Origin of the sequence: Buttiauxella cochleicola, from assembly GCF_021283185.1 — a bacterium.
Taxonomy (GTDB): Bacteria; Pseudomonadota; Gammaproteobacteria; order Enterobacterales; family Enterobacteriaceae; genus Buttiauxella; species Buttiauxella massiliensis.
Genome location: NZ_JAJSOS010000013.1, coordinates 46,335 through 69,511 on the forward strand (window position 1 = coordinate 46,335; position 23,177 = coordinate 69,511).

A 23,177-nucleotide genomic window follows, 5' to 3' on the forward strand; every position below is an offset into this window, starting at 1 on the left:
ATGAATAACAATAAAAAGAGCACATCTGCTCTACTACTCTCGCTAGCCTGTTTTTCTGTGCCAGCCTTTGCCGCCAATCCTGTTTTTGCGGCTCCTGCTGAGGTAAAAACACCCGCCGCGCAAGGCAGTACCACGGTGCGCTTCCTGGTACTTGCCAACCGCGAAAGCCCGCTTTCAAGCGTGGTGCCTGGGCGCATGGCGAAAATCAATGTGCAACTGGGCGACCCCGTTACCCAAGGCAAAGTGCTGGCGAGCATGGATTGTAGCGATTTAGTGGCGCGTAAAAACGCCGCCGAAGCGGAGTTTCACGCCGCTCAACTGCGCTATGAAGCCAAAGCAAAACTGCAGGGATTACAATCAGCTGCTGCACTTGAAGTGGGTCTGGCCGCCTCTGAAGTCAACCGCACTAAAGGTCAGGTCGGCATTTTTGACGCCCAACTGGCGCAGTGTCGCTTTGTGGCACCGTTCAATGGTCGTGTAGCCAAAATCTACGTCAAAGAAGGCCAGGGAATTGGTGCTGGTGCGCCTGTGATTGACCTGGTCGGCAGCGGCACGTTGCGCGCGCGTTTAAACGTGCCTTCAAACTGGGTCGCATGGTTGAAAATTGGTTCGCAGCTTAATGCCTCCGTGGGTGAAACCGGCAAGCAATACCCGCTCACCGTGACGAATATCAGCGGCAAAGTCGATGCGGTCAGCCAGACTATCGAAATTGAAACTCGCTTCCCGGAAAAAACCGATGACGTGTTGCCAGGTATGAGCGGGCAAGCCGTTGCTATCTGCCCACCTGATGAAAACCGTTGCCTGAAAAGCGGAGCTGCAAATTCGTGATGTCCAGTACAGCCTTCTACCAGCTAGCAGCCCGGGTAGAAGCGATAAGCAACTCCGCCGAGTTAGGCTTCGCTATATGTAACGAAACACGCCAACTGGTGGATTACCGCCAGGCGGCGCTGTTGTCTCTAACCTCATCCAACCGCGCAAAACTGGTCGCTCATTCAGGGCTTAGTGATACCGACAATAATACCCCGTATGCCTTATGGCTTTCTGACGTAGCAAAAGAGATTGCGCCACATTGCCGGGCACTACCGCCCGAAGCTCGCGTGCTGGCACTTTCACCCGCGCAACTCAGCGAAACCCTCGCCCCGCAGTGGGATGAATGGTTGCCTGCAAATGTCTGGGTGCTGCCATTAACCGGTGCCGACGGAGAGATTCACGCGCTATGGTTTTTGGGCCGTGACGACCCGTGGCCAACAACGCTCGCACCAACATCCCCGGAATTTACCCTGCTGCAACTCAGCGGGTTGTACGGTTATGCATGGTGGGCTTTAACGGCACAACCATCGCGTTTCAGGCAATTCTGGCAGCGCAATACCGGGCGTCGTCTCGGTTATATCGTGCTGGCGGTGTTACTGGTGCTATGTATTCCGGTGCGTGAATACACACTGGTGCCTGCCGAAATTATCTCGCTACACAGTGAAGTAATTGCCGCCCCTGATTCCGGTGTGATTAAACGCATGGTCGTGCTACCAAACAGCGAGGTGGTGAAAGGCCAGGTGCTGGCAACGCTCGATGACACCACGTTGCATAACCGCCTGGCGGTGGCACAGGCGGAGTTGGAAACCACTGAAACCACGCTGCATCAGGCTTCACAACAGGCGATTGAAGACCAACAGGCCAAGTCAGAACTGGCAATGGCCGAAGGCAAATGGCGCGAGAAAAAAGTTGAAGTTGAATCGATAACCCGCGACCTCGAAAAGCTGACCATTCGTGCTCCTGATAACGGCGTATTTGTCTATTCTGACCCGGACGACTGGGCTGGTCGCCCGGTGCAAACCGGTGAGCGAATTGGCTTGCTGGCAGACCCAGATAATCTCGGCGTTCGCGCCTGGGCCCCGGTAAGTGAGTCCACTAACCTGAAGCATGGCGCACCGATGAAAATCTTTTTGAAAGTCGCCCCTCTTGATTCACTGGACGCAAAACTGGGATACGCGGGTTATCAAACGGTGGAAGCACCAAACGGTGTTGCCAGTTATATGCTGCGCGGCACGCTGGAAGGTAAACCTGCTGTTGCGCGTATTGGCTTGCAGGGAACGGCTCGCGTAACGGGTGATTGGGCAATGCTCGGTTACTTGTTACTACGTCGCCCTATTGCCACGTTACGTGCCGGGAGCGGATGGTGATACCCGGTGCTGCAACGGCTCCAGCCTGGCCTGCGCTACGTGATGAACTGCGACTTAACAGCGCTGGTACCAACCGCGACGGTTCTCCGGCGTGGCATCTGGCTGATCCCGTGCGTAATCTGTTTTTTCGCCTTGGCTGGCTGGAAATCGAAATTCTCAAGCGCTGGCAACTGGCGGATGCCGGGAAAATAGCGCAGGCGATTAATCAGCAAACTACGCTGAATGTCGATGAAGAAGATATCAAAGCTTTTGTGCTGTTTTTACAACAACAACAGTTGCTACGTAGCGCCCGCTATCGCCCGGCATCCTCTGCCTGGAAGTGGTTGTTACATAGCTATTTGTTTATCCGCATTCCGCTGGTTCACCCGGAAAAAGCCCTGCGTAAAGCGCTGCCGTGGTTAAAGCCGCTGTTTAGCAAAACCTTCCTGTGGTTAACGCTGTTTGTCGCGATTACCGGCATTGTGCTCGCCGCTCGCCAGTGGGACACCGTGGTTGCGACCTTGCATAACTCGGTGAACTGGCATGGCGCGGTGGCCTTCGCTATCGCTCTGGTGTTTTCCAAATGCTGGCATGAAATGGGCCACGCACTCACCGCCACTAAGCACGGTGTGCGGGTTGGCCACATGGGGGTTGCGCTGCTGGTGATGTTACCTATGGCCTACACCGACACTGGCGAAAGCTGGAAGCTCATCCGTTCGCGCGACCGTTTAAAAATTGCCGTCGCCGGAATTGCCTCAGAATTAATTCTGGCTGCATGGGCCACTTTGCTGTGGTCATTTGCACCTGAAGGCAGCGTCAAAAACGCGTTATTTTTCCTCGCGACCACCGCCTGGATTATGACTGTCGTGGTTAACGCCAGCCCGTTTATGCGTTTTGACGGTTATTACATTCTGAGCGACATGCTGGATTTTCCAGGGCTGCATGAACGTGCTGGAAACTGGGCAAAGCGTGCAATGCGCTGGCATCTATTTGGTATCAACGATCCAAAACCCGACAACGTCACCCCGGCCTTTGCCCGCTTTCTGACGGTATTTGCCTTCGCCACCTGGATTTATCGCCTGCTGCTGTTTATCGGTATTGCGGTCGTTATCTATCACGCCTTTTTTAAGGCGTTGGGTGTGATTCTGTTTTTGATAGAGATTGTGACTTTTGTGGTGCAACCGATGATCCGAGAAATCAAACACTGTTGGGCGCGGCGTGCTGAAAGCCAGCCTTTCCAGCGACGAAGATTGCTGCTGATTGCTATCGCCGCGTTGCTGGTTATTTTTGTGCCGTGGTCGAATAAAGTGAATCTGCCTGGGGTGATTGAAGCCGGTTTTGTACAGCCGATTTATACACCGTACGGTGCGCGCCTTGAGAAGATTCTTGTCACCGATGGGCAGGAAGTGAAAGCCGGGCAGCCGCTGTTCGAGCTAATTGCACCACTGCCAGAAACCTCCCAGCGAAAAGCTGAGGAGATGCGCCGTGCATGGGAGTTCAGCGCGCGCGGTGCGTTAGGGCTTGATAAAGATGGTCCGGCAAAACAGGTTCTGGCAGAGCAAATGGCGCGCCAGTACTCGCTCCAGCAAAGTGCTGGCAATAATGAATTGCTGCGTCTGAGACTGGTTGCAGCCTCCAGTGGCCGTATTGAAGATAGCGATATTTCGCTGCAACCCGGTAGCTGGGTTTCCCCTACCACACACATTGCCACGCTAGTGAATGCCGATCGCTGGCGGGTAAAAGCGCTGGTAGGTGAAGAAGATTTGGGGCGCTTACGCGTAGGGGCTCAGGCAAAAATTTATCAAAATGATGAGTGGCAGCCGCTTATCGGGCGCGTGGTCTCTATCGACCACAATGTCGTCACTCGCCTGCCATCTTTGTTGCTGGCTAAAGATCACGGCGGCCCGGTGCAATTAAACCCAACCGCGCAGGCAAAAGATTTGCGTCCACAAGGCGTTTGGTATCGAGTATCCATTGAAGGTGACGGGAAAGCGGCGGCGGTTAACCGGGAAAATCTCGCGGATATTTCTGTTGAGAGTAAACGCCAGAGTCTCGCGCATCGCTGGTTTAATAGCGTGTCATTGATGCTGATTCAGCAGACGGGCATGGGGAAAGATGGGTAAAGTCTGGTGGTCAAAGTCAGCCCCTCTTTGCAGAGGGGCTAAGTCCTTGCTACAGGATGATCAATGAGGTGCATATCAATTGATGAGGCGGCTAAGTTGCATTCCTAAACCCACCCACTTCCTCCTGGGATACTGGAAGGGGTCTTTCTATTAATGTCTGTTTCAGGACCCGGAGTCAATTGTTTGACGATGACCTTTTCATTGATTTGCAAACCTGACACAAAATTTTATTGATGCCGTGCTCGCCGTAAAGCCTGGGCCAGTTTTTGCTGATTAAACGGTTTACGCAACAGTTCGACTTGCGGCAATTGCTGCCCGCTGCGGCGCAAATCCTGTCCACTGATTAATAGGCATGTGACGTGTGGATAATGTTGCTGGGCATGCTGTACCACATCAGCGCCACTCATTGGCCCTGGCAGCATTAAATCACTGATTAAAATCTGAATGTCCGGCACATCTTTCAGCAATTGTATTGCCTGCTGGCTATCACTGGTTTCTAACGTCAAATACCCCAGCTGATGCAACTGCTCGCACAACGTCTGGCGCACATCGTGTTCATCTTCCAGCACCAGAACCAGTTGGTCTTCATCAGAGTTCACTGCCAGCGGTTCGGGTAACGTTTCACTCACCGCCTGTGCTGGTGCGCGCGGCAATTGTAAACGCACCAACGTTCCCTGCCCCGGCGCACTTTCAATTTGCACTCGCCCGCCGGACTGGCGCACAAAACCATACACCATTGATAAACCCAACCCACTGCCGCTACCCGTCTGCTTGGTGGTGAAGAACGGTTCAAATACTTGAGCTTTTACTTCCGCCGACATGCCATGACCACTGTCGATAACTTCCAGCGCTACCATATCCTGCTTACGCCCGCTCGAGCGCACCACGCGCTGATTCCAGGTGCGGATTTTGATAGTGCCGCTTTGTCCTTCCATCGCATCGCGGGCATTCATCACCAGGTTAATAATCGCGTTCTCCAGCTGGTTAACGTCAATCCATGCCGGCCACGCCGGGTGCTGCGCTTCTATTTCAAGAGTGAGTACCGCGGGCAAAGAATGGCGAATCAGCGGGTCGAGGTTTTCCAGCAGGTTTTTCATCGACACCGCATGCGGGTGCAGCGATTGTTTGCGGGAAAACGCCAGTAAACGTTGAGTCAGTTGCGCCCCGCGTTCGGCGGCTTTTAAGGCGCGTTGAATACGTATGGCATCCGGTGAATCGGAAGATGTTAGCTCGAGACTGCCAATAATCACCGCCAGCAGGTTATTGAAATCATGCGCGAGGCCGCCGGTTAACTGCCCCACCGCTTTCATTTTTTGGCTGTGAACCAGCGCTTCTTCCAGCGCTTTACGCTCACTGCGCTCAAGCACCACATTCACCATGCCGCGCCCCGGCACCGGGCTAAAACGCAGCTCAATGGTGCGGTTATCTGCCAGCCTGAGTTCCTGCGGTTTGGGTAATGGGCGTAAAAGGTTTTCGAGGATATGTTCCTGAAGCGGTGTGACCTGTTTGAGCAGACTCATATAATGCTGCCCACGTTGCAGGCGTTCCGGTGCCAACCCCAGCAACAAAGGGTATTGCGGGTTCCACACCACCAGAATTCCGTCGTTATCAAACAATGCAAAACCATCGCGCATCGCGTGGAAGGTGGTTTCCAGTTGAGTACTTTTTTCTTTCAGTAATTTCGATGTGTGTTCCAGCGATGCGGTGTTTCTCGCAAAAACGTTAAACGCTCGCGCCAGTTCGCCCAACTCATCGCGCCGCTGTAAGGCTGGCACGCTAACATCGCGCTCACCCCGCGCCAGGCGCGTCATCGCATGGGAAATTGCCGTCAAATTCGAGCCAAGATTGCGGTAAATATACCAACCCGCAAATCCGGTAATCACTATCGCCAGCAAGGCAAACAGGCCGATAAAGGCAATCATCGATTGCAGCTCTTTATGGCTTTGATTGGTGCGGCTAACGGACTCTTGCGCCACTTTTTGCACGTACTGGTTAATGTCCCGGTTCAAAAACGCCACCAGCGCTTTAATGTGGTACATGTACCAGGAAATCCCTAAATCGCTGTTTTCAAGCTGCTGGGAAAGTGGCAACAATTGCTGCAAATGAGTCGCGAACTCCTGCAATATTCCATCGACTAAGGGCGAGTCATCATGTACCGGGAGTTGCGCCATGACTTCGGTAAGCTGCACAACCGTGGCTTTTGGGGAAGGCGTTTGAATGGCAATAAGGATCAAGCGATCCATTTCGGTTAACAACCGCGCTTCCGGAGTCGCCCGCCCGTCACGAGCATTAATATCCTGAATATGATGCAAGTAACTTTGGTTTTGATAGAGCGCACTAAGCAGCGCGTTGCGCTCCAGATGGCGGCGATGACCCAACTCCAACATCCGTGTGACGCTGCTTTCCAGTTCATTGCTGCGCTCGGTAATGCGCTTCACCAATTCCGGTTCCCGGCTGGCGAGTGGTGCATGCGCCAGGTGGTTAAGCGAGTTCTGGAGTGCCTGCTGTGTTTGCTGCAAACGCTGCGCTTCGCTTTGGTATTCCAGCGCGCCAACCACCTGCGTGAGGCGCACCGCTGCTGTCGCCACATTCGCGGTATCTCGCGCCAGTTCCATGCTGCCGGACATATCACTTAGCGTTTGCCCCTGCACCTGCTCCTGCAAACGGCTGGCATGATTAAAGCCGAGAATTGCCACGCCGCACACCATCAACGTCACCGCCACCACCAGCAGGTTAAAGGAGAGCAGGCGGCCACGGGCGCTGGTGAGAAAGGGCGTGCGGGGTGCAGGCATGGCTTGGCTCCATTCAGGTTTGTTTCAATGAGTTAAGCAGTCATATGAATTCTTCACCAACATGACAAATATGAATGGAAATTGAAATCTTCCATTTACATAGACGTGCTCAACTGGCAGCAATCGAAACCTTACCCGCAGGAGTCGCGCCATGAGTAGCGTTCCCATTCTGGAGATGCGCAATATTGCCAAGTCATTCGGCAAGTTTTATGCGTTGAAAGGTGTCAACTTAACCGTGTTTCCTGGCGAAATACACGCCTTGATGGGGGAAAACGGCGCGGGAAAAAGCACGCTGATGAAAATCCTCGCTGGTGCCTATATCGCCACCAGCGGCGAGATTTTAATTAACGGTGAACCGTACAGCATCAAGGGGCCAAAAGACGCACTCAACGCGGGCATCACGCTGATTTACCAGGAGATGCAACTGGCCCCGAATCTCACCGTCGCTGAAAACATCTTCCTTGGCAGCGAGCTGTCACGCGGTGGGTTAGTAAAACGCAAAGAGATGGTGATGCAGGCTCAGACGGTTATTGACCGCCTCGGCGCACAGTTTAAGGCCAGCGATTTGGTTGCGCGCCTGACCATTGCCGAGCAGCAGCAGGTAGAAATCGCTCGTGCGCTGCACCGTAACAGCCGCATTTTAGTGATGGATGAACCCACTGCCGCGCTCTCTTCACGTGAAACTCACCGCCTGTTCGAGCTGATTATGCGGCTACGCGATGAGGGCATGGCGATTATCTATATCAGCCACCGCATGGCGGAAGTGTATGAGCTTTCTGACCGCGTGAGCGTGCTGCGCGACGGGCAATACGTCGGCAGCCTGACGCGTGAACATCTTAATGCCAACGAGCTGGTACGCATGATGGTTGGCCGCCCGCTAAGCGATCTATTCAATAAAGAGCGCGACATTCCACAGGGTGCCGTACGCCTGAACGTTCACCACCTGACGGACGGCGCAAAAGTGCAGCCAGTCAGCCTGCAGGTGAAATCCGGCGAGATAGTCGGCCTTGCGGGGCTAGTCGGTGCCGGGCGTTCTGAACTCGCACAGCTGATTTTTGGCGTGCGTAAATCCACCGGCGGCACGATCGAAATCGACGGCAAGCCCGTGAAGATTCACTCCCCTCGTGAAGCAATTAGCCACGGTATCGGTTTCCTGACCGAGAACCGCAAAGAGCAAGGCTTGTTCCTCGAACTGGCAGCGCAAGACAACATCACCATGGCAACACTTGAGCGCGACGCGCACTACGGCTGGCTGGATCGCAAAAAAGCCCAGACCATTTCTGACGACGCCATCAGCTTGCTCAATATCCGCGTGCCGCATGCACAAGTGCGCGCAGGGGGCTTGTCCGGCGGCAACCAGCAAAAACTTTTGATCTCACGCTGGGTGGCGATCGGGCCACGCATTTTGATCCTCGATGAGCCAACCCGTGGTGTGGATGTCGGCGCGAAAAGTGAGATCTACCGGATCATGAGCCAGATGGCAAAACAGGGCGTGGCGATCCTGATGATCTCCAGCGAATTGCCCGAAGTGGTCGGCATGAGCGACCGGGTGTATGTGATGCGCGAAGGCAGCATTGCCGGGGAGTTGCACGCCGCTGATATCACGCAAGAGAACATTATGACGCTGGCAACCGGCGTTGAAGATGCCCACAAAAAGGTGGTTCAACATGGCAACTAATCAACCTAAAGAAACGCCGTTGGCGCACACAACTCCCCGGCAAGTCGCCAAATCTGCCTCGCTGAAAAAAGCGCTGTTTGGTGATTTGATGCAAACCGTCGGGATTTTGCCGATTTTGATCCTGATCGTCGCCGTTTTTGGGTTTATCACGCCTAACTTTTTTACTGAATCTAACCTGCTGAATATCGCCCGCCAGTCATCGATCAACATCGTGCTCGCCGCCGGGATGACGTTCATTATTTTGACCGGTGGGATCGACCTTTCCGTGGGCTCGATTCTGGGCACCACGGCGGTGACCGCAATGGTGGTTTCGCTAATGCCGGGTTGGGAATCGCTGTCGATCCCTGCTGCGCTGATGATGGGTACCGGGCTTGGGCTGTTTAACGGCATGCTTGTCGCCTGGGCCGGGCTACCGCCGTTTATCGTCACGCTCGGCACTTATACCGCGCTGCGTGGAGCGGCCTATTTGCTGGCCGATGGCACCACGGTGATTAACTCCAATATCAATTTTGAATGGATAGGCAATTCGTATCTTGGCCCGATTCCGTGGCTGGTCGTGATAGCGCTGGCGGTGATTGTTGTCTGCTGGTTCATTCTGCGACGCACCACGCTCGGTGTTCATATCTACGCGGTCGGCGGCAATATGCAGGCCGCACGCCTGACGGGCATCAAAGTGTGGCTGGTGTTGCTGTTCGTCTATGGCATGAGCGGGCTGCTTTCCGGGCTTGGTGGCGTGATGAGTGCTTCGCGACTCTACAGCGCCAACGGCAACCTTGGGATGGGTTATGAGCTGGATGCCATCGCCGCGGTGATTCTCGGCGGCACCAGTTTCGTCGGCGGTATCGGCACGATTACCGGCACGCTGGTCGGCGCGCTGATTATCGCCACGCTCAACAATGGCATGACGCTGATGGGCGTTTCGTATTTCTGGCAACTGGTGATCAAGGGTGCGGTGATCATCATTGCGGTGCTGATCGACAAATACCGTACCCGTCACCATCAAAGTGCATAACAACAAAACTCTACCCTATGTGAGGAAAACACCATGCGTTTGAAGCTAATAGCCACTGTTCTCATGCTTGCCGCAGCGCCTTTCGTTCAGGCAAAAGAGCTGAAATCCATCGGGGTGACGGTGGGCGACCTCGCCAACCCGTTCTTCGTACAGATTACCAAAGGTGCCGAACTTGAAGCCCGTAAACTTGCCGGTGATAACGTGAAAGTGACGCTGGTTTCCAGCGGTTACGATCTCGGCCAGCAGGTGTCGCAAATCGATAACTTTATTGCCGCCAAAGTGGACATGATCATTCTGAACGCGGCGGACTCTAAAGGGATCGGCCCGGCAGTGAAACGTGCGAAAGATGCCGGGATCGTGGTAGTTGCGGTTGACGTGGCAGCGGAAGGTGCAGATGCAACGATCACCTCGAACAACACTCAGGCGGGTGAAATGGCCTGTAAGTACATTGCGGATCGCCTGAAAAACAAAGGCAATGTGGTGATCATCAACGGACCTCCAGTTTCTGCGGTGCAGAACCGTGTCGAAGGCTGCCAGACCGAATTTAAAAAGCATCCGGATATCAAGGTCCTTTCTTCTAACCAGAATGCCAAAGGCAGCCGCGAAGGTGGCCTTGAGGTGATGACGTCTTTGCTTGCTGCAAACCCGAAGATCGACGGCGTGTTTGCGATAAACGATCCGACAGCGATCGGTGCCGATCTGGCAGCAAAACAAGCCCAGCGTAACGAGTTCTTTATCGTTGGCGTGGATGGCAGCCCGGATGCCGAAGAAGCCCTGAAACGCAGCGGGAATACGCTGTTTGTGGCAACGCCAGCCCAAGACCCGCAGGTGATGGCGGCAAAAGCGGTGGAGATTGGTTACGACATTCTGCAAGGCAAACCTGCACCTAAAGAGCCGGTGCTGATCCCGGTAACTATGATCGATAAAAACAATATCGGTACGTATAAGGGTTGGACGGTGAAATAACCGATTTTCCAAACTCGTAGGTGAATAATCCTTCGGGTTATGGAATGCATATTTACCCTAAATAATTCGAGTTGCAGGTAGGCGGCAAGCGAGCTTATCCCCAGGAGCTTACATAAGTAAGTGACTGGGGTAAGTGAGCGTAGCCAACACCCCTGCAACTTGAAGTATGACGGGTAAAAGGAGGGAAAATGAAACGCTCCGAAGTAAACCAAATCCTCTCCCAGACACGCCATTTCTTTATGCAGCACGACGTTCATCTACCCCCTTTCGCCTCTTTTGAGCTGGCGAAATGGCAGCAGGTGGATAAACAAATCTGGCAGGAAGTATTTGATTTGAAACTCGGTTGGGATGTGACCGCATTCGGCGGCAACGATTTTCTGGCTCAAGGGCTGACGCTATTCACGCTGCGTAACGGCTCGCCCGATGGCGCACCGTACGCCAAATGTTATGCCGAAAAAATCATGCATGTCCGCGAAGGGCAGCTCACGCCGATGCATTTTCACTGGCGCAAACGCGAAGACATTATCAATCGCGGCGGCGGTAATTTAATTGTCGAGTTGTGGAATTCTGACCAGTTCGAACAGACCGAAGAGAGTGATGTCACGGTCAGCATTGATGGTTGCTGTCAGACACACGCGGCGGGCAGCCAACTGCGTCTCTCACCCGGCGAGAGCATTTGTCTGCTGCCCGGTATTTACCACAGTTTTTGGGGTGAGCCAGGGTATGGCGACGTGCTGGTTGGGGAAGTGTCGATGGTCAATGACGATGACCGTGACAATCGTTTTCTCAAACCGCTGGAACGCTTTAATTCCATCGTTGAAGACGCACCTGCGCGGCAGTTGCTGTGCAACGAATATCGCCAGCACTTTTAATTTCCAACCCTATTTTCCAACACCAGGGGAAACTATTATGGCTTTGATATCACTTAAGGATGGGCTGGCTCACGCTCGTAAAAACGGCTATGCCCTCGGCGCTTTTAACGTTCTCGACAGCCACTTCCTGCGCGCCCTTTTTGCCGCGGCAAGGCAGGAAAACTCACCGTTTATCATCAATATTGCCGAAGTCCATTTTAAGTATGTCTCGCTGGATTCTCTGGTCGAAGCCGTCAAATTCGAAGCGGCTCGCCACGATATTCCGGTGGTGCTCAATCTCGATCACGGCCTGCACTTTGAAGCGGTAGTTCGCGCTTTACGCCTCGGTTTTAGCTCAGTCATGTTCGATGGTTCTACACTTGAATATGAAGAGAACATTCGCCAGACCCGCGAAGTGGTGAAGATGTGCCACGCTGTAGGTGTCTCGGTTGAAGCTGAATTGGGGGCCGTGGGCGGTGATGAAGGCGGTGCATTGTATGGCGAAGCCGATAGCAACAAGTTTACCGACCCGGCAGTGGCACGCGATTTTGTCGACAGAACCGGTATCGACACGCTGGCCGTCGCCATCGGTAACGCGCACGGGAAATATAAAGGCGAACCGAAACTCGATTTCGACCGCCTGGCCGCGATTCGTAGCCAAACGGGCATACCACTGGTGCTACATGGCGGTTCCGGCATTAGTGACGAAGATTTCAGAAAAGCGATCACGCTTGGCATTCACAAAATCAATTTCTACACCGGCATGTCACAGGCCGCGTTGGGTGCCATTGAGCAGCGCATGAATCAACGCCACGCCATTTATGACGAATTCGCCGAGTTATTGCTGGGCATTGAAGAGGCGATTACGGATGTCGTCGCACAACAGATGCGGATTTTTGGCAGTTCGGACAAGGCGTGAGCCTATCCCAGTAGGCGTAATTGTTGCAGATCGTTTGGGCTCGGACTGCGCGGAAAAACCGCAGCGTACACGTAGTACGTGAGGATTTTGAGCACAGCCCAGGACCAAACGAACAAATAAGATAGCCTAATGGGTTAGGCTCTTAAGGAAAGGTTATGACAGAGCGCAGCGGGATTATTGCCGCCGGAAATATGTTGGTCGACCATGTGCATCAAATTGTGCAGTGGCCACAGCGTGGTTGGCTTGCCGAAATCGTTCACAGTGAACGATCGACCGGCGGTGCGCCGTTAAACGTATTGCTGACTTTAGCCAAAATGCATGTCGGACTACCGCTTCAGGCAGTAGGCCTGGTGGGTGACGACCACGACGGCGATTACATTATGGCGATGCTCGATCAGTATCATGTCAATCGCCAGCACGTGCACCGCACCACTTTTGCGCCTACATCAATGTCTCAGGTGATGACCGACCCGAGCGGGCAGCGCACGTTTTTCCACTCGCCAGGTGCTAATCGCCTGCTCGACTTACCCGCCTTTGACCGCCTTGAGTCGTCATTCAAAATCTTCCATCTCGGTTATTTATTGCTGCTCGATAGCCTTGATATGGAGGATGCAGAATACGGCACGCGCAGCGCACGTTTGCTGGCGCAGATGGCGCAACAGGGATATGAAACCTCACTTGATTTAGTCTCCCGCCAGGGCGACCCTCGCTATCGCCCTATGGTGCTCCCTGCCCTGCGTTGGCTGGATTACCTGGTGATCAATGAACTCGAAGCCGGTGAATTTAGCGGGTTGGAAATCCGCCGTACGAATGGCGATCCGCATATCGAAAATATCGCCCAGGCAGCGGCTTTGCTGCTGGATTCGGGCGTTCGGCAACGAGTGGTAATCCACTGTCCGGAAGGTGCCTGGGGTGTTGAACCAGGCATGGAAGGCGTGTGGGTGCCGTCATTCAGATTAACTCAAACGGAAATTATCGGCAGCGTCGGTGCGGGTGATGCTTTCTGTGCAGGAATATTATATGGCTGCCATGAAAAATGGTCGTTGGTCGATAGCCTGAAATTAGCTCACGCCTGCGCGCGTGCAAATTTATTATGTGCAAATGCAATTGATGGCGCTAAGCCCTTGGTGGAATTACAGAGTTTTATTAGTGAATACAAAATATAAATCAAATAAATAAAATACATTCAACCAACTAATAATTAAGATTATACCTCAAATACAGTCAAACACTCTCTATCACGGGTTGAATTGTTGACCGCTTAAATTATCCTTCATAGGATGGTTGGCTATGGATGAATTTCCGGGAAGAAAGTTATGAATATTTATTCTATTGGCTCGTTTTTTTTATTACTGTTTATCAGTTCTGCTCATGCTGGCATTCTGATCAACAGTACGCGGGTTATCTACCCGGCAGACTCTCCTGAAGTCACACTCGGCATGACAAATAATGCCACCACACCCCGTTTAATCCAGTCCTGGATTGATGACGGCGATTCCAATGCCTCCCCAGAAACGGTGTCAGTCCCTTTTGTGGTCACCCCCCCCATTTTTCGCATAAATCCCGGCCAGGGGCAGTCGCTGCGAATTGTCTTCACCGGCGGTAACGTCCCAAAAGATCGCGAATCGGTATTCTGGCTTAACATATTAGAAATACAGCCAAAACCAAATGTAAATAAAGACACGATAGACAGTTATTTGAAATTTTCCGTGCGCTCCCGCTTAAAGATTTTTTTCCGCCCGAAGGGGTTAACTGGCTCACCGGACGGAGCGCCCGCCACCCTGACCTGGCGTTTAATCCAGAATGGAAGCGGCTTTAACCTCGAATGTATAAACCCCTCTGCATATAACGTCTCCATCAGCAATGTCAGGTTCAAAAATGAAGCTGAAAATGCTGAGGTTAACAATAACGGTATGTGCCCGGCTAAAGGGAAAAAGCTTTTTCCTGTTAATAAACCTGTAGCGTCTGCGGCATCAAAAATAGTGTTTATCACAATTGACGATTTAGGTGGTTTTAAAACAAATGAAGCTGATTACCGGCGTTGATATTTCCTATGCCTGCGGTTTTTATTGAGATAATAAAAATGAATAAAAAGCAGTTAGCCACACTTATGATTTTTTTTGTGATGTTTTCATTAAGTTCATTGAGCTGGGCGGGTTGTAGTAGTTCAACTTCTAACTACACGATAACGAGCCCGAAACAAACCATCACCGTTGCACGCAATAAAGCGCTCGGCCCGATAGGTACCGTAATGTCTATCAGTAATGGGCCTGGCGTGGTCATAACATGTACAGGAGGAGCAACAAACACCTATCTGAAATTTGGTACGTTATTAGAGCCTTCAAATACTCCCGGGGTTTACAAAACGAATGTGCCCGGAATCGGCATCAAAGTATGGGATGATTTTCAAGGGACTCTCGTAGTAAGCAATGATCTTCAAAAATGGTACAACGTCTCTACTGGCAGCGGTTATGGTGGGACAGCCTGGCTTACTGGCATAAAAATGCAGTACTACATCATTGGCCCTGTTGAAACGGGTACGGTTTCATTTCCGAGTAATATTATCGTTGAAGCCTGGGCAAATACGACAGCGAGTGCTAGTACTGTCGGCGCGGCCCGATATAACATATTGAACTGGAGTGGAACTGCCGATGTTACAGCAGCCGCCTGTGAAACCCCGAATATCGATGTCAATCTTGGCACTATCGATAGAGGTATATTTATACGCAGCGCTACCAGTCCAACCAAGTCTTTTGATTTTAAAATTAATAACTGTGGGACCGGCATTGCTACAGTGAGTTACTTATTTAAGCCTGCACCAGGGGTGAATATAGTCGGTACCGGGAATAACCAATACCTTACTCTGGATAGCAGTTCCACAGCCAAAGGGCTTGGCATTCAAGTATTGTACGAAAATGGCAACAACGTGCCCTTTAACACTAAAACTGCTCTCACAGGCTATAGCACTAGCGGTGGTAGCTACACAATTCCTATGAAAGCGCGCTATATCCGCACACGCGACGTTGGAGATGTAGAAGTCGGTACTGCGAGCTCTACGGCAGAGTTTGAGATGTGGTATGAATAGCTTTATGGCGGCATCTTTCCCTATTATGCTTGAATTACTGGTTCTCAGTTCAGCGCAGGTGGGTGTTTTTATCCACAGTACTCGGCTGTTCTACCCGGTTGAGAACTCTGAGACCTCGCTCGGTGTGACAAATAATGCCACCACACCGCAGTAGCATCCACAGCATCAAAAATAGAATTTATCACAATTGACGATTTGGGTGGTTTTAAAACAAATGAAGCTGATTACCGCCGTTGATATTTAATATCCCTATTTTTTATTGAGATGATAAAAATGAATAAAAAGCAGTTAGCCACACTAATAATGTTTTGGGGACTGTCTTCATTAAGCTCAATAAGTTGGGCGGGTTGTAGTAGTTCAACTTCTAGCTACACGGTGACAAGCCCAAAACAAACCTTCAAGATGCCGCGAGATATAACAACACGAGGCCCAATAGGTTCCGTGATGTCTATTTCTGCAGGATCCTCAGTGCACGTGATCTGCACAGGAGGAGCAGCAAACACCTATCTGAAATTTGGCGCGCCACTAGAGCCTTCAGATATTCCTGACGTTTACAAAACGAATGTGCCCGGAATTGGTATCAAAGTATGGGATGATTTTAAGGGGACCGTCGTAGTAGGTAATGACCTTACGAAATGGTATTACCCTGGGTCTGATAATTATAATGGGAATGCATTTATTACTAATATAAAAATGCAGTACTATATCATTGGTCCCATTCAAACAGGCACGTATACAATACCTGTTACCGTTGAAGCCTGGATGAATACAACAGCAAGCACCGCTGGTGGCGCCAGATATAATGTATTGAACTGGAATGGATCTGCCGACATTACAGCATATGCCTGTGAAACGCCGAATTTCCCGGTCAATCTTGGCACTCACGATAGAGGTATATTTATAAAGAATGCTACCAGTCCAACCAAGTCTTTTGATTTCAAGATTAATAACTGCCCTAGCGGCATTACCAAAGTGAGTTACTTGTTTAAGCCTGCACCCGGTGTGAGCCTCGTCGGTACCGGGAATAACCAATACCTTACTCTGGACAGCAGTTCCACAGCTAAAGGTCTAGGTATTCAGGTAATGTACGACAATGGCAACAATGTAACCTTTAACACGAAAACTGCTCTCACAGGCTATAGCACTAGCGGTGGCAACTACACAATTCCGATGAAAGCGTGCTATATCCGCACACGAAACGTTGGAGATGTCGAAGTAGGTACAGCGAGCACCACCGTGGAGTTTGAGATGTGGTACGAATAGCCTTATAGCGGCATTTTTCCCTATTATGTTGCAGTAACAGTAACGAATAAGCGGTCTTTGCGTGGGGGGGGATTTGCCTCTTACTCCGTTGTTGCTTACACCATGTGTATACAAATGTAATCACAACGAGGGCCGCATATATGGCAACTCTGAACATCCGCATCGATGACGATTTAAAAGCGCGTTCTGGTGCACCGCTTACCGGTGCAGGTCGCACCGCCCGTGAACGAATGTTCACCACAGACAAATAGCCTGCTATCGCGGGCTTTTCATTGGAGCATGTAATAAGACGTTATGGTCAATGTCAGGCGTTCAGGAGCCGTAAACGATAAAAGCCCTGACTGTAGTAGTCAGGGCTTTTAAGGTACTGCTAACTTAGGATTTAACATTAAGATGCTTAGTGGATTTTTACTGCTATTTGGTACTACTTTAAATGCACAAGTTCTTACAGATAATATCGGGTTTCGATCATTCCCCCCTACGTTATCGGTTTAAAACAAGATCAAGGAAAATTTATTTGACCTCGTACATTCCCCATTTCGCGATATATACTTTTGATGCGTGGCTTTACGTCTTTCGCGATATTTAAACCATTGCAGTTCAATGCTTTCGCGAACCCATAACACATGAAAAACAAAGCCTTACATCATCGCGATTTTTACTTACACTTCATGTTTCATTGACGTATTTAATACTTTTAAACCTAACGGCAATATATCTATCACACCGCCGTTAAACTCTAATCTACGTTTTTTTCCTGCTATGTCAACACTGTTTTTTATTACATGTTTATGTAGTCAGTATTTCTGAAAGCGGACTTTGAGAATGAGGGTATTGCCGGGCAGCAGTGACAAAAAAAGCCCCTGAATGGGCTGAATGGTGCCGAGCGTGAGGGAGCGTAGCCAGAAAGAGGCGGCTTGAACTATGGAGGGTATTAAGCCGCATTATGCTCCGCCTGAATAACATCGGCCGAAAATACATATCCCACACCGCGTATAGTCCGGATTAATGCCGGTTGATGCGGGTTCGGCTCTATTTTTTTACGGAGCCGCATAATCAGCACATCAATCGTTCTGTCGAAGACTTCGAGGCTTTCGCTGTGGGTCAGTTCTAACAACCTTTCACGCGACAATACTTTGCGTGAATTCTGCATCAACGCCAGCAGTAAGCCGTATTCCCCTTGTGTCAGATCAACCTGCTCCGATTGTGCGTTAAAGAGCTGGCAGCTCTCGGTATCCAGTCGCCAGCCGTTGAAATGCAGACCGCAGGTTTTGGTGGTTGTCGTTTCTAACGCCAGCGCGCCAGAGCGGCGCAGCACCGCTTTGACTCGCGCCACAACAACACGTGAATTAAACGGCTTGGCGATGTAATCATCGGCCCCCATTTCCAGCCCGACGACCACATCAGACTCACTCCCCAGGCCCGTCAGCATCACCACTGGCAAGTCCGGACGTTGGCGCTGAATTTGTTGCAACACCAGCAGCCCATTAATGTCAGGCAAAATCATATCCAGCAATACCAGCGCAATTTCTGGAAACTGGGCAACAACTTTCAGCGCTTCATTCCCTGTGTGGCAAACCCTCACGTCAAAAACGTGCTCATTAAGTACCTCTCGCAGCACGTCACAGATTGCCTGGTCATCATCCACCAGCAAAATTGCAGGTTTCATGGTTGTACTCCGCGATGGATGCATTGGGAAATTATAAGTGTGGGTGATTGTTGAAGGAGTGGCGCGAAAAACACAAATGCCCATGCTGAAAATTCAACCAGTGTCACAATCCCTCCCCTGCTCGACACGTCACTTTTGACGATGACCTGTTTTTCGTCAGCGTTTTGTTGCTTTTATCACCGTAAGATACCCGTAATACCCCCTGTTTCTATATGGCATAGATAATGCATATAGACCTCCAAGTAAGTAATAATGACTGGAGCAACACTGATGAAAAAAGTCGTCACGGTTTGCCCCTATTGTGCCTCGGGTTGCAAAATCAACCTCGTGGTCGATAACGGCAAAGTCGTCAAGGCGGAAGCGGCTCAAGGTAAAACCAACCAGGGCGATCTTTGCCTGAAGGGTTACTACGGCTGGGATTTTATTAACGATACTAAAATCCTCACTCCGCGCCTCAAATCACCGATGATTCGTCGCCAGAAAGGCGGCAAACTCGAAAACGTTTCCTGGGATGAAGCACTGAACTACGTCAGTACTCGCCTGAGCGAAATCAAAGCGAAGCACGGCTCTGATGCCATCATGACTACGGGTTCTTCCCGCGGTACAGGCAACGAAACTAACTATGTAATGCAGAAATTTGCGCGCGCCGTTATTGGTACCAATAACGTCGATTGCTGCGCACGCGTTTGACACGGCCCTTCGGTTGCAGGTCTGCACCAATCGGTCGGTAACGGCGCTATGAGCAACTCAATCGTCGAGATTGAGGATACCGATTTAGTGTTTGTGTTCGGGTATAACCCGGCAGATTCACACCCTATCGTTGCTAACCGCGTAATTCGCGCCAAGCAAAAAGGGGCACAAATCATTGTTGTCGATCCGCGTAAAATTGAAACCGCGCGCATCGCCGATATGCATTTGCAGTTAAAAAATGGTTCTAACATCGCCCTGCTTAACGCAATCGGGCATGTGATTATCGAAGAAAACCTGTATGACCAGTCATTCGTGGCTTCTCGTACTGAAGGTTTCGACGAGTATCGCAAAATTGTTGCTGGCTACACGCCTGAATCTGTTGAAGAAATTACTGGCGTTACTGCGGCAGAAATTCGCAGTGCAGCACGCATGTACGCGAATGCGAAAACTGCCACGATTCTGTGGGGCATGGGTGTAACCCAGTTCTATCAGGGCGTGGAAACTGTTCGCTCGCTGACAAGCCTTGCGCTGATGACCGGCAACCTGGGTAAACCGAACGTTGGTGTTAACCCGGTTCGTGGTCAGAACAACGTTCAGGGTGCCTGCGATATGGGCGCATTGCCGGATACCTATCCTGGCTACCAGTACGTTAAAGATGAAGCGAGTCGCGAGAAGTTCGCCAAAGCATGGGGCGTGCCTTCACTGCCAGCTCATACGGGCTATCGCATCAGTGAGATCCCTCACCGTGTCGCACATGGCGAAGTTCGTGCCGCTTACATTATGGGTGAAGATCCGCTGCAAACGGATGCCGAGCTTTCGGCTGTTCGTCAGGCGTTTGCCGATATGGAACTGGTGATTGTACAAGACATCTTCATGACCAAAACCGCGGCTGCGGCCGATGTGATTTTGCCATCCACCTCCTGGGGTGAACATGAAGGCGTTTATACCGCCGCTGACCGTGGCTTCCAGCGTTTCTTTAAAGCAGTTGAGCCGAAGTGGGACCTGAAAACGGACTGGCAGATTATCAGTGAAATCGCCACCCGTATGGGTTACCCAATGAGCTACAACAACACCCAGGAAATCTGGGATGAGTTGCGCGGCCTGTGCCCTGATTTCTACGGGGCAACGTACGAGAAAATGGGCGAGCTGGGTTATATCCAGTGGCCTTGCCGCGATGTTGCTGAAAGCGATCAGGGAACCTCGTTCCTGTATGACGGCAAGTTCGACCGCGAAAATGGCCTGGGTGAGTTCTTTACCTGTGACTGGGCACCGCCAATCGACAAAATCACCGAAGAGTACCCGATGGTGCTTTCAACGGTGCGCGAAGTCGGCCACTACTCTTGCCGTTCGATGACCGGCAACTGTGCGGCACTGGCAGCCCTTGCGGATGAACCTGGTTATGCGCAAATCCATATCGATGATGCCGCTCGTTTGGGTATCGAAGATGAAGCGCTAATCTGGGTGAATTCACGTAAAGGTCGAGTCATCACACGTGCGAATGTAAGCGAGCGTCCTAATAAAGGTGCCGTTTATATGACTTACCAGTGGTGGATTGGTGCCTGTAACGAGTTGGTGACTGAAAACCTCAGCCCGATTACTAAAACGCCGGAGTATAAATACTGCGCCGTACGTGTCGAGCCGATCGCCGATCAGAAAGCTGCCGAGCAGTATGTGATTGACGAGTACAACAAGCTAAAAGCCAGCTTGCGCGAAAGCGCGGCGGGTTAATCTTCCCAAAGAAATAAGCCTAAGAGCTGCCAATTGGCAGCTCTTTTTTTTGCCTTTTGCCCCTCTCCTCACAGGATTTATTGATTAGATTTTCAACAATTTAATTAATGCGTGATCTGTCGCCCAAAAAGTAAACAAAGCTTCCAATGGCCCCTACGATTAACGTTTATGTGACATATTATTAACATCCTAAAAGGAGAAAAAAAGCATGAGCCAAATACATAAACACGCCATTCCCGCAAATATTGCGGACAACTGCCTGATAAACCCGGAGCAATACCAATCCATGTACCAACACTCGGTACATGACCCCGACGCATTTTGGGGTGAACAAGGCAAGATCCTTGATTGGATCAAGCCTTACCAAAAGGTGAAAAACACCTCTTTCGCACCCGGAAACGTCTCAATCAAATGGTATGAAGACGGCACGCTAAACCTGGCCGCTAACTGCCTGGACCGACACCTGAAAGATCATGGCGATCAGACAGCGATCATCTGGGAAGGCGACGACGCCACCCAGAGTAAAACCATTACTTACCGTGAACTGCATCGTGAAGTGTGCCGTTTCGCCAATACCCTGGTGGAACTAGGTATCAAGAAAGGCGATGTGGTGGCGATTTATATGCCGATGGTGCCGGAAGCCGCTGTGGCGATGCTGGCCTGCGCACGCATTGGTGCAGTGCATTCAGTGATTTTCGGTGGTTTCTCACCGGAAGCCGTGGCCGGGCGCATTATCGATTCCAGCTCCAAACTGGTGATCACCGCCGATGAAGGCGTTCGTGCCGGGCGCTCGATTCCGCTGAAGAAAAACGTCGATGACGCGCTGAAAAACCCAGGCGTCAAAACTGTCGAACACGTTGTGGTTCTGAAACGTACCGGCGGCAATATCGAATGGCATGAAGGTCGCGACCTGTGGTGGAACGAGCTGGTTGAGAAAGCCAGCGCGCACCACCAGCCAGTGGAAGTGAATGCCGAAGATCCGCTGTTTATCCTTTACACCTCCGGTTCAACCGGCAAGCCAAAAGGTGTACTGCACACCACCGGCGGTTACCTGGTTTACGCCGCAACCACCTTTAAATACGTGTTTGATTACCATCCGGGCGACGTGTACTGGTGCACCGCCGATGTGGGCTGGGTCACCGGCCACAGCTATTTGCTTTATGGCCCGCTGGCGTGTGGTGCAATCACGCTGATGTTTGAAGGCGTGCCAAACTGGCCAGCGCCAAACCGCATGGCGCAAGTCGTTGATAAGCATAAAGTGAATATTCTCTATACCGCACCAACTGCCATTCGCGCTTTGATGGCGGAAGGCGATAAAGCTGTCGAAAACACTGACCGTTCGTCGCTGCGTATTCTGGGCTCTGTCGGCGAGCCGATTAATCCGGAAGCGTGGGAATGGTACTGGAAGAAAATCGGTAACGAGAAATGCCCGGTGGTAGATACCTGGTGGCAGACCGAAACCGGCGGCTTCATGATTACCCCAATCCCTGGTGCGACCGAGCTGAAAGCCGGTTCTGCCACGCGCCCATTCTTCGGCGTGCAGCCAGCCCTGGTAGATAACGAAGGTAATCCGCAACAAGGCGAAACAGAAGGCAACCTGGTGATCACCGATTCATGGCCAGGCCAGGCGCGTACGCTGTTTGGCGACCATGAGCGCTTCGAGCAGACCTATTTCTCGACCTTCAAAAATATGTACTTCAGTGGTGACGGCGCGCGTCGCGACGAAGACGGTTATTACTGGATCACCGGGCGTGTCGATGACGTGTTGAACGTTTCCGGTCACCGCCTGGGCACCGCAGAAATCGAGTCCGCACTGGTGTCACATCCAAAAGTCGCCGAAGCAGCAGTTGTCGGCATTCCGCACAATATTAAAGGCCAGGCGATTTATGCGTATGTGACGCTAAATCACGGTGAAGAGCCGACGCCGGAGCTGTATACCGAAGTGCGCAACTGGGTGCGTAAAGAGATTGGCCCGCTTGCTACCCCGGATATTTTGCACTGGACAGATTCACTACCGAAAACCCGTTCCGGCAAAATTATGCGCCGCATTTTGCGCAAAATTGCCGCCGGCGATACCAGTAACTTTGGTGATACTTCAACGCTTGCCGATCCGGGCGTTGTTGAGAAGTTACTGGAAGAAAAACAATCAATTACCATGCCTTCGTAACATTCTTGATGTGCTCTGCCCTCTCACTTTCTGTTGTAGGGCGGATAAGTGCAACGTCATCCGCCACCGTTTTTAAGG

General features: G+C 51.4%; 17 protein-coding genes. 15 read left to right on the forward strand and 2 right to left on the reverse strand.

Annotated elements, in window-relative coordinates:
• Genes LVQ76_RS18615 through LVQ76_RS18625 form a run of 3 tightly spaced genes read left to right on the forward strand, consistent with a single transcriptional unit; the run spans position 1 to position 4,279 of the window.
• Complete coding sequence (locus LVQ76_RS18615) at positions 1-828, forward strand: efflux RND transporter periplasmic adaptor subunit (protein WP_232865396.1); 828 nt, start codon at positions 1-3, stop codon at positions 826-828.
• The gene (locus tag LVQ76_RS18620) at positions 828-2,177 is read left to right on the forward strand and encodes an efflux RND transporter periplasmic adaptor subunit (protein ID WP_232865460.1); all 1,350 of its coding nucleotides are present in this window, start codon (positions 828-830) and stop codon (positions 2,175-2,177) included. Before LVQ76_RS18615 ends, LVQ76_RS18620 begins: the two co-directional genes overlap by 1 nt.
• Positions 2,171-4,279, forward strand: a complete 2,109-nt coding sequence (locus LVQ76_RS18625; protein WP_232922237.1) for a site-2 protease family protein — start codon at positions 2,171-2,173, stop codon at positions 4,277-4,279. Before LVQ76_RS18620 ends, LVQ76_RS18625 begins: the two co-directional genes overlap by 7 nt.
• Positions 4,280-4,506: 227 nt before the next feature.
• Here LVQ76_RS18625 and LVQ76_RS18630 read toward each other — a convergent pair whose 3' ends face one another.
• The gene (locus LVQ76_RS18630; RefSeq protein WP_232922238.1) at positions 4,507-7,071 is read right to left on the reverse strand and encodes an ATP-binding protein; all 2,565 of its coding nucleotides are present in this window, start codon (positions 7,069-7,071) and stop codon (positions 4,507-4,509) included.
• Between the two features lie 151 nt (positions 7,072-7,222).
• On the opposite strand from LVQ76_RS18630, the gene LVQ76_RS18635 reads away from it, so the two are divergent.
• From LVQ76_RS18635 to LVQ76_RS18680, 10 genes are all read left to right on the forward strand, one after another.
• Positions 7,223-8,749, forward strand: coding sequence for a sugar ABC transporter ATP-binding protein (locus LVQ76_RS18635; protein ID WP_232922239.1), 1,527 nt, complete (start codon positions 7,223-7,225; stop codon positions 8,747-8,749).
• Positions 8,739-9,761 (forward strand): ABC transporter permease subunit, encoded by a 1,023-nt coding sequence (locus LVQ76_RS18640; protein ID WP_370639850.1) that lies wholly within the window; start codon positions 8,739-8,741, stop codon positions 9,759-9,761. The genes LVQ76_RS18635 and LVQ76_RS18640 overlap by 11 nt, the downstream gene beginning before the upstream one ends.
• Positions 9,762-9,794: 33 nt before the next feature.
• Positions 9,795-10,727 carry an ABC transporter substrate-binding protein gene (locus tag LVQ76_RS18645; RefSeq protein ID WP_232922240.1) on the forward strand — a complete coding sequence of 311 codons (933 nt, stop codon included), beginning with the start codon at positions 9,795-9,797 and terminating at the stop codon, positions 10,725-10,727.
• 188 nt (positions 10,728-10,915) lie between these two features.
• Complete coding sequence (locus tag LVQ76_RS18650) at positions 10,916-11,599, forward strand: D-lyxose/D-mannose isomerase (protein WP_232922241.1); 684 nt, start codon at positions 10,916-10,918, stop codon at positions 11,597-11,599.
• A 37-nt stretch (positions 11,600-11,636) separates the two neighbouring features.
• Complete coding sequence (locus LVQ76_RS18655) at positions 11,637-12,497, forward strand: ketose 1,6-bisphosphate aldolase (protein ID WP_232904732.1); 861 nt, start codon at positions 11,637-11,639, stop codon at positions 12,495-12,497.
• Positions 12,498-12,652: 155 nt separating this feature from the next.
• Positions 12,653-13,663 (forward strand): carbohydrate kinase family protein, encoded by a 1,011-nt coding sequence (locus tag LVQ76_RS18660; protein ID WP_232922242.1) that lies wholly within the window; start codon positions 12,653-12,655, stop codon positions 13,661-13,663.
• A gap of 150 nt (positions 13,664-13,813) precedes the next feature.
• Complete coding sequence (locus LVQ76_RS18665; protein ID WP_232922243.1) at positions 13,814-14,542, forward strand: fimbrial biogenesis chaperone; 729 nt, start codon at positions 13,814-13,816, stop codon at positions 14,540-14,542.
• A gap of 38 nt (positions 14,543-14,580) precedes the next feature.
• Positions 14,581-15,582, forward strand: a complete 1,002-nt coding sequence (locus LVQ76_RS18670) for a fimbrial protein (RefSeq protein ID WP_232865387.1) — start codon at positions 14,581-14,583, stop codon at positions 15,580-15,582.
• Positions 15,575-15,736 (forward strand): fimbrial biogenesis chaperone, encoded by a 162-nt coding sequence (locus LVQ76_RS18675; RefSeq protein WP_232865386.1) that lies wholly within the window; start codon positions 15,575-15,577, stop codon positions 15,734-15,736. The genes LVQ76_RS18670 and LVQ76_RS18675 overlap by 8 nt, the downstream gene beginning before the upstream one ends.
• A 290-nt stretch (positions 15,737-16,026) precedes the next feature.
• Entirely contained in the window at positions 16,027-16,845 is an 819-nt protein-coding gene (locus tag LVQ76_RS18680; RefSeq protein ID WP_232904734.1) for a fimbrial protein, read from the forward strand.
• Positions 16,846-17,779: 934 nt separating this feature from the next.
• Here the strand turns inward: LVQ76_RS18680 and LVQ76_RS18685 are convergent.
• Positions 17,780-18,514: a response regulator transcription factor gene (locus tag LVQ76_RS18685; protein WP_232922244.1), complete on the reverse strand. Its 735-nt coding sequence runs from the start codon at positions 18,512-18,514 to the stop codon at positions 17,780-17,782.
• 270 nt (positions 18,515-18,784) lie between these two features.
• On the opposite strand from LVQ76_RS18685, the gene fdhF reads away from it, so the two are divergent.
• Both fdhF and acs read left to right on the forward strand, forming a co-directional pair.
• The gene (fdhF, locus tag LVQ76_RS18690) at positions 18,785-20,932 is read left to right on the forward strand and encodes a formate dehydrogenase subunit alpha (protein WP_232865383.1); all 2,148 of its coding nucleotides are present in this window, start codon (positions 18,785-18,787) and stop codon (positions 20,930-20,932) included.
• Between the two features lie 208 nt (positions 20,933-21,140).
• Positions 21,141-23,099: an acetate--CoA ligase gene (gene acs, locus LVQ76_RS18695; protein WP_232922245.1), complete on the forward strand. Its 1,959-nt coding sequence runs from the start codon at positions 21,141-21,143 to the stop codon at positions 23,097-23,099.
• Positions 23,100-23,177 lie beyond the last annotated feature (78 nt).

Coding starts and splice junctions, on each gene's coding strand:
- acs (WP_232922245.1), top strand. CDS start 21,141: ATGAGCCAAATACATAAACACGCCATTCCCGCAAATATTGCGGACAAC.
- LVQ76_RS18645 (WP_232922240.1), top strand. CDS start 9,795: ATGCGTTTGAAGCTAATAGCCACTGTTCTCATGCTTGCCGCAGCGCCT.
- LVQ76_RS18615 (WP_232865396.1), top strand. CDS start 1: ATGAATAACAATAAAAAGAGCACATCTGCTCTACTACTCTCGCTAGCC.
- LVQ76_RS18685 (WP_232922244.1), bottom strand. CDS start 18,514: ATGAAACCTGCAATTTTGCTGGTGGATGATGACCAGGCAATCTGTGAC.
- LVQ76_RS18625 (WP_232922237.1), top strand. CDS start 2,171: ATGGTGATACCCGGTGCTGCAACGGCTCCAGCCTGGCCTGCGCTACGT.
- LVQ76_RS18635 (WP_232922239.1), top strand. CDS start 7,223: ATGAGTAGCGTTCCCATTCTGGAGATGCGCAATATTGCCAAGTCATTC.
- LVQ76_RS18680 (WP_232904734.1), top strand. CDS start 16,027: ATGTCTATTTCTGCAGGATCCTCAGTGCACGTGATCTGCACAGGAGGA.
- LVQ76_RS18650 (WP_232922241.1), top strand. CDS start 10,916: ATGAAACGCTCCGAAGTAAACCAAATCCTCTCCCAGACACGCCATTTC.
- LVQ76_RS18620 (WP_232865460.1), top strand. CDS start 828: ATGTCCAGTACAGCCTTCTACCAGCTAGCAGCCCGGGTAGAAGCGATA.
- LVQ76_RS18665 (WP_232922243.1), top strand. CDS start 13,814: ATGAATATTTATTCTATTGGCTCGTTTTTTTTATTACTGTTTATCAGT.
- LVQ76_RS18630 (WP_232922238.1), bottom strand. CDS start 7,071: ATGCCTGCACCCCGCACGCCCTTTCTCACCAGCGCCCGTGGCCGCCTG.
- LVQ76_RS18675 (WP_232865386.1), top strand. CDS start 15,575: ATGAATAGCTTTATGGCGGCATCTTTCCCTATTATGCTTGAATTACTG.
- LVQ76_RS18655 (WP_232904732.1), top strand. CDS start 11,637: ATGGCTTTGATATCACTTAAGGATGGGCTGGCTCACGCTCGTAAAAAC.
- LVQ76_RS18660 (WP_232922242.1), top strand. CDS start 12,653: ATGACAGAGCGCAGCGGGATTATTGCCGCCGGAAATATGTTGGTCGAC.
- LVQ76_RS18670 (WP_232865387.1), top strand. CDS start 14,581: ATGAATAAAAAGCAGTTAGCCACACTTATGATTTTTTTTGTGATGTTT.
- LVQ76_RS18640 (WP_370639850.1), top strand. CDS start 8,739: ATGGCAACTAATCAACCTAAAGAAACGCCGTTGGCGCACACAACTCCC.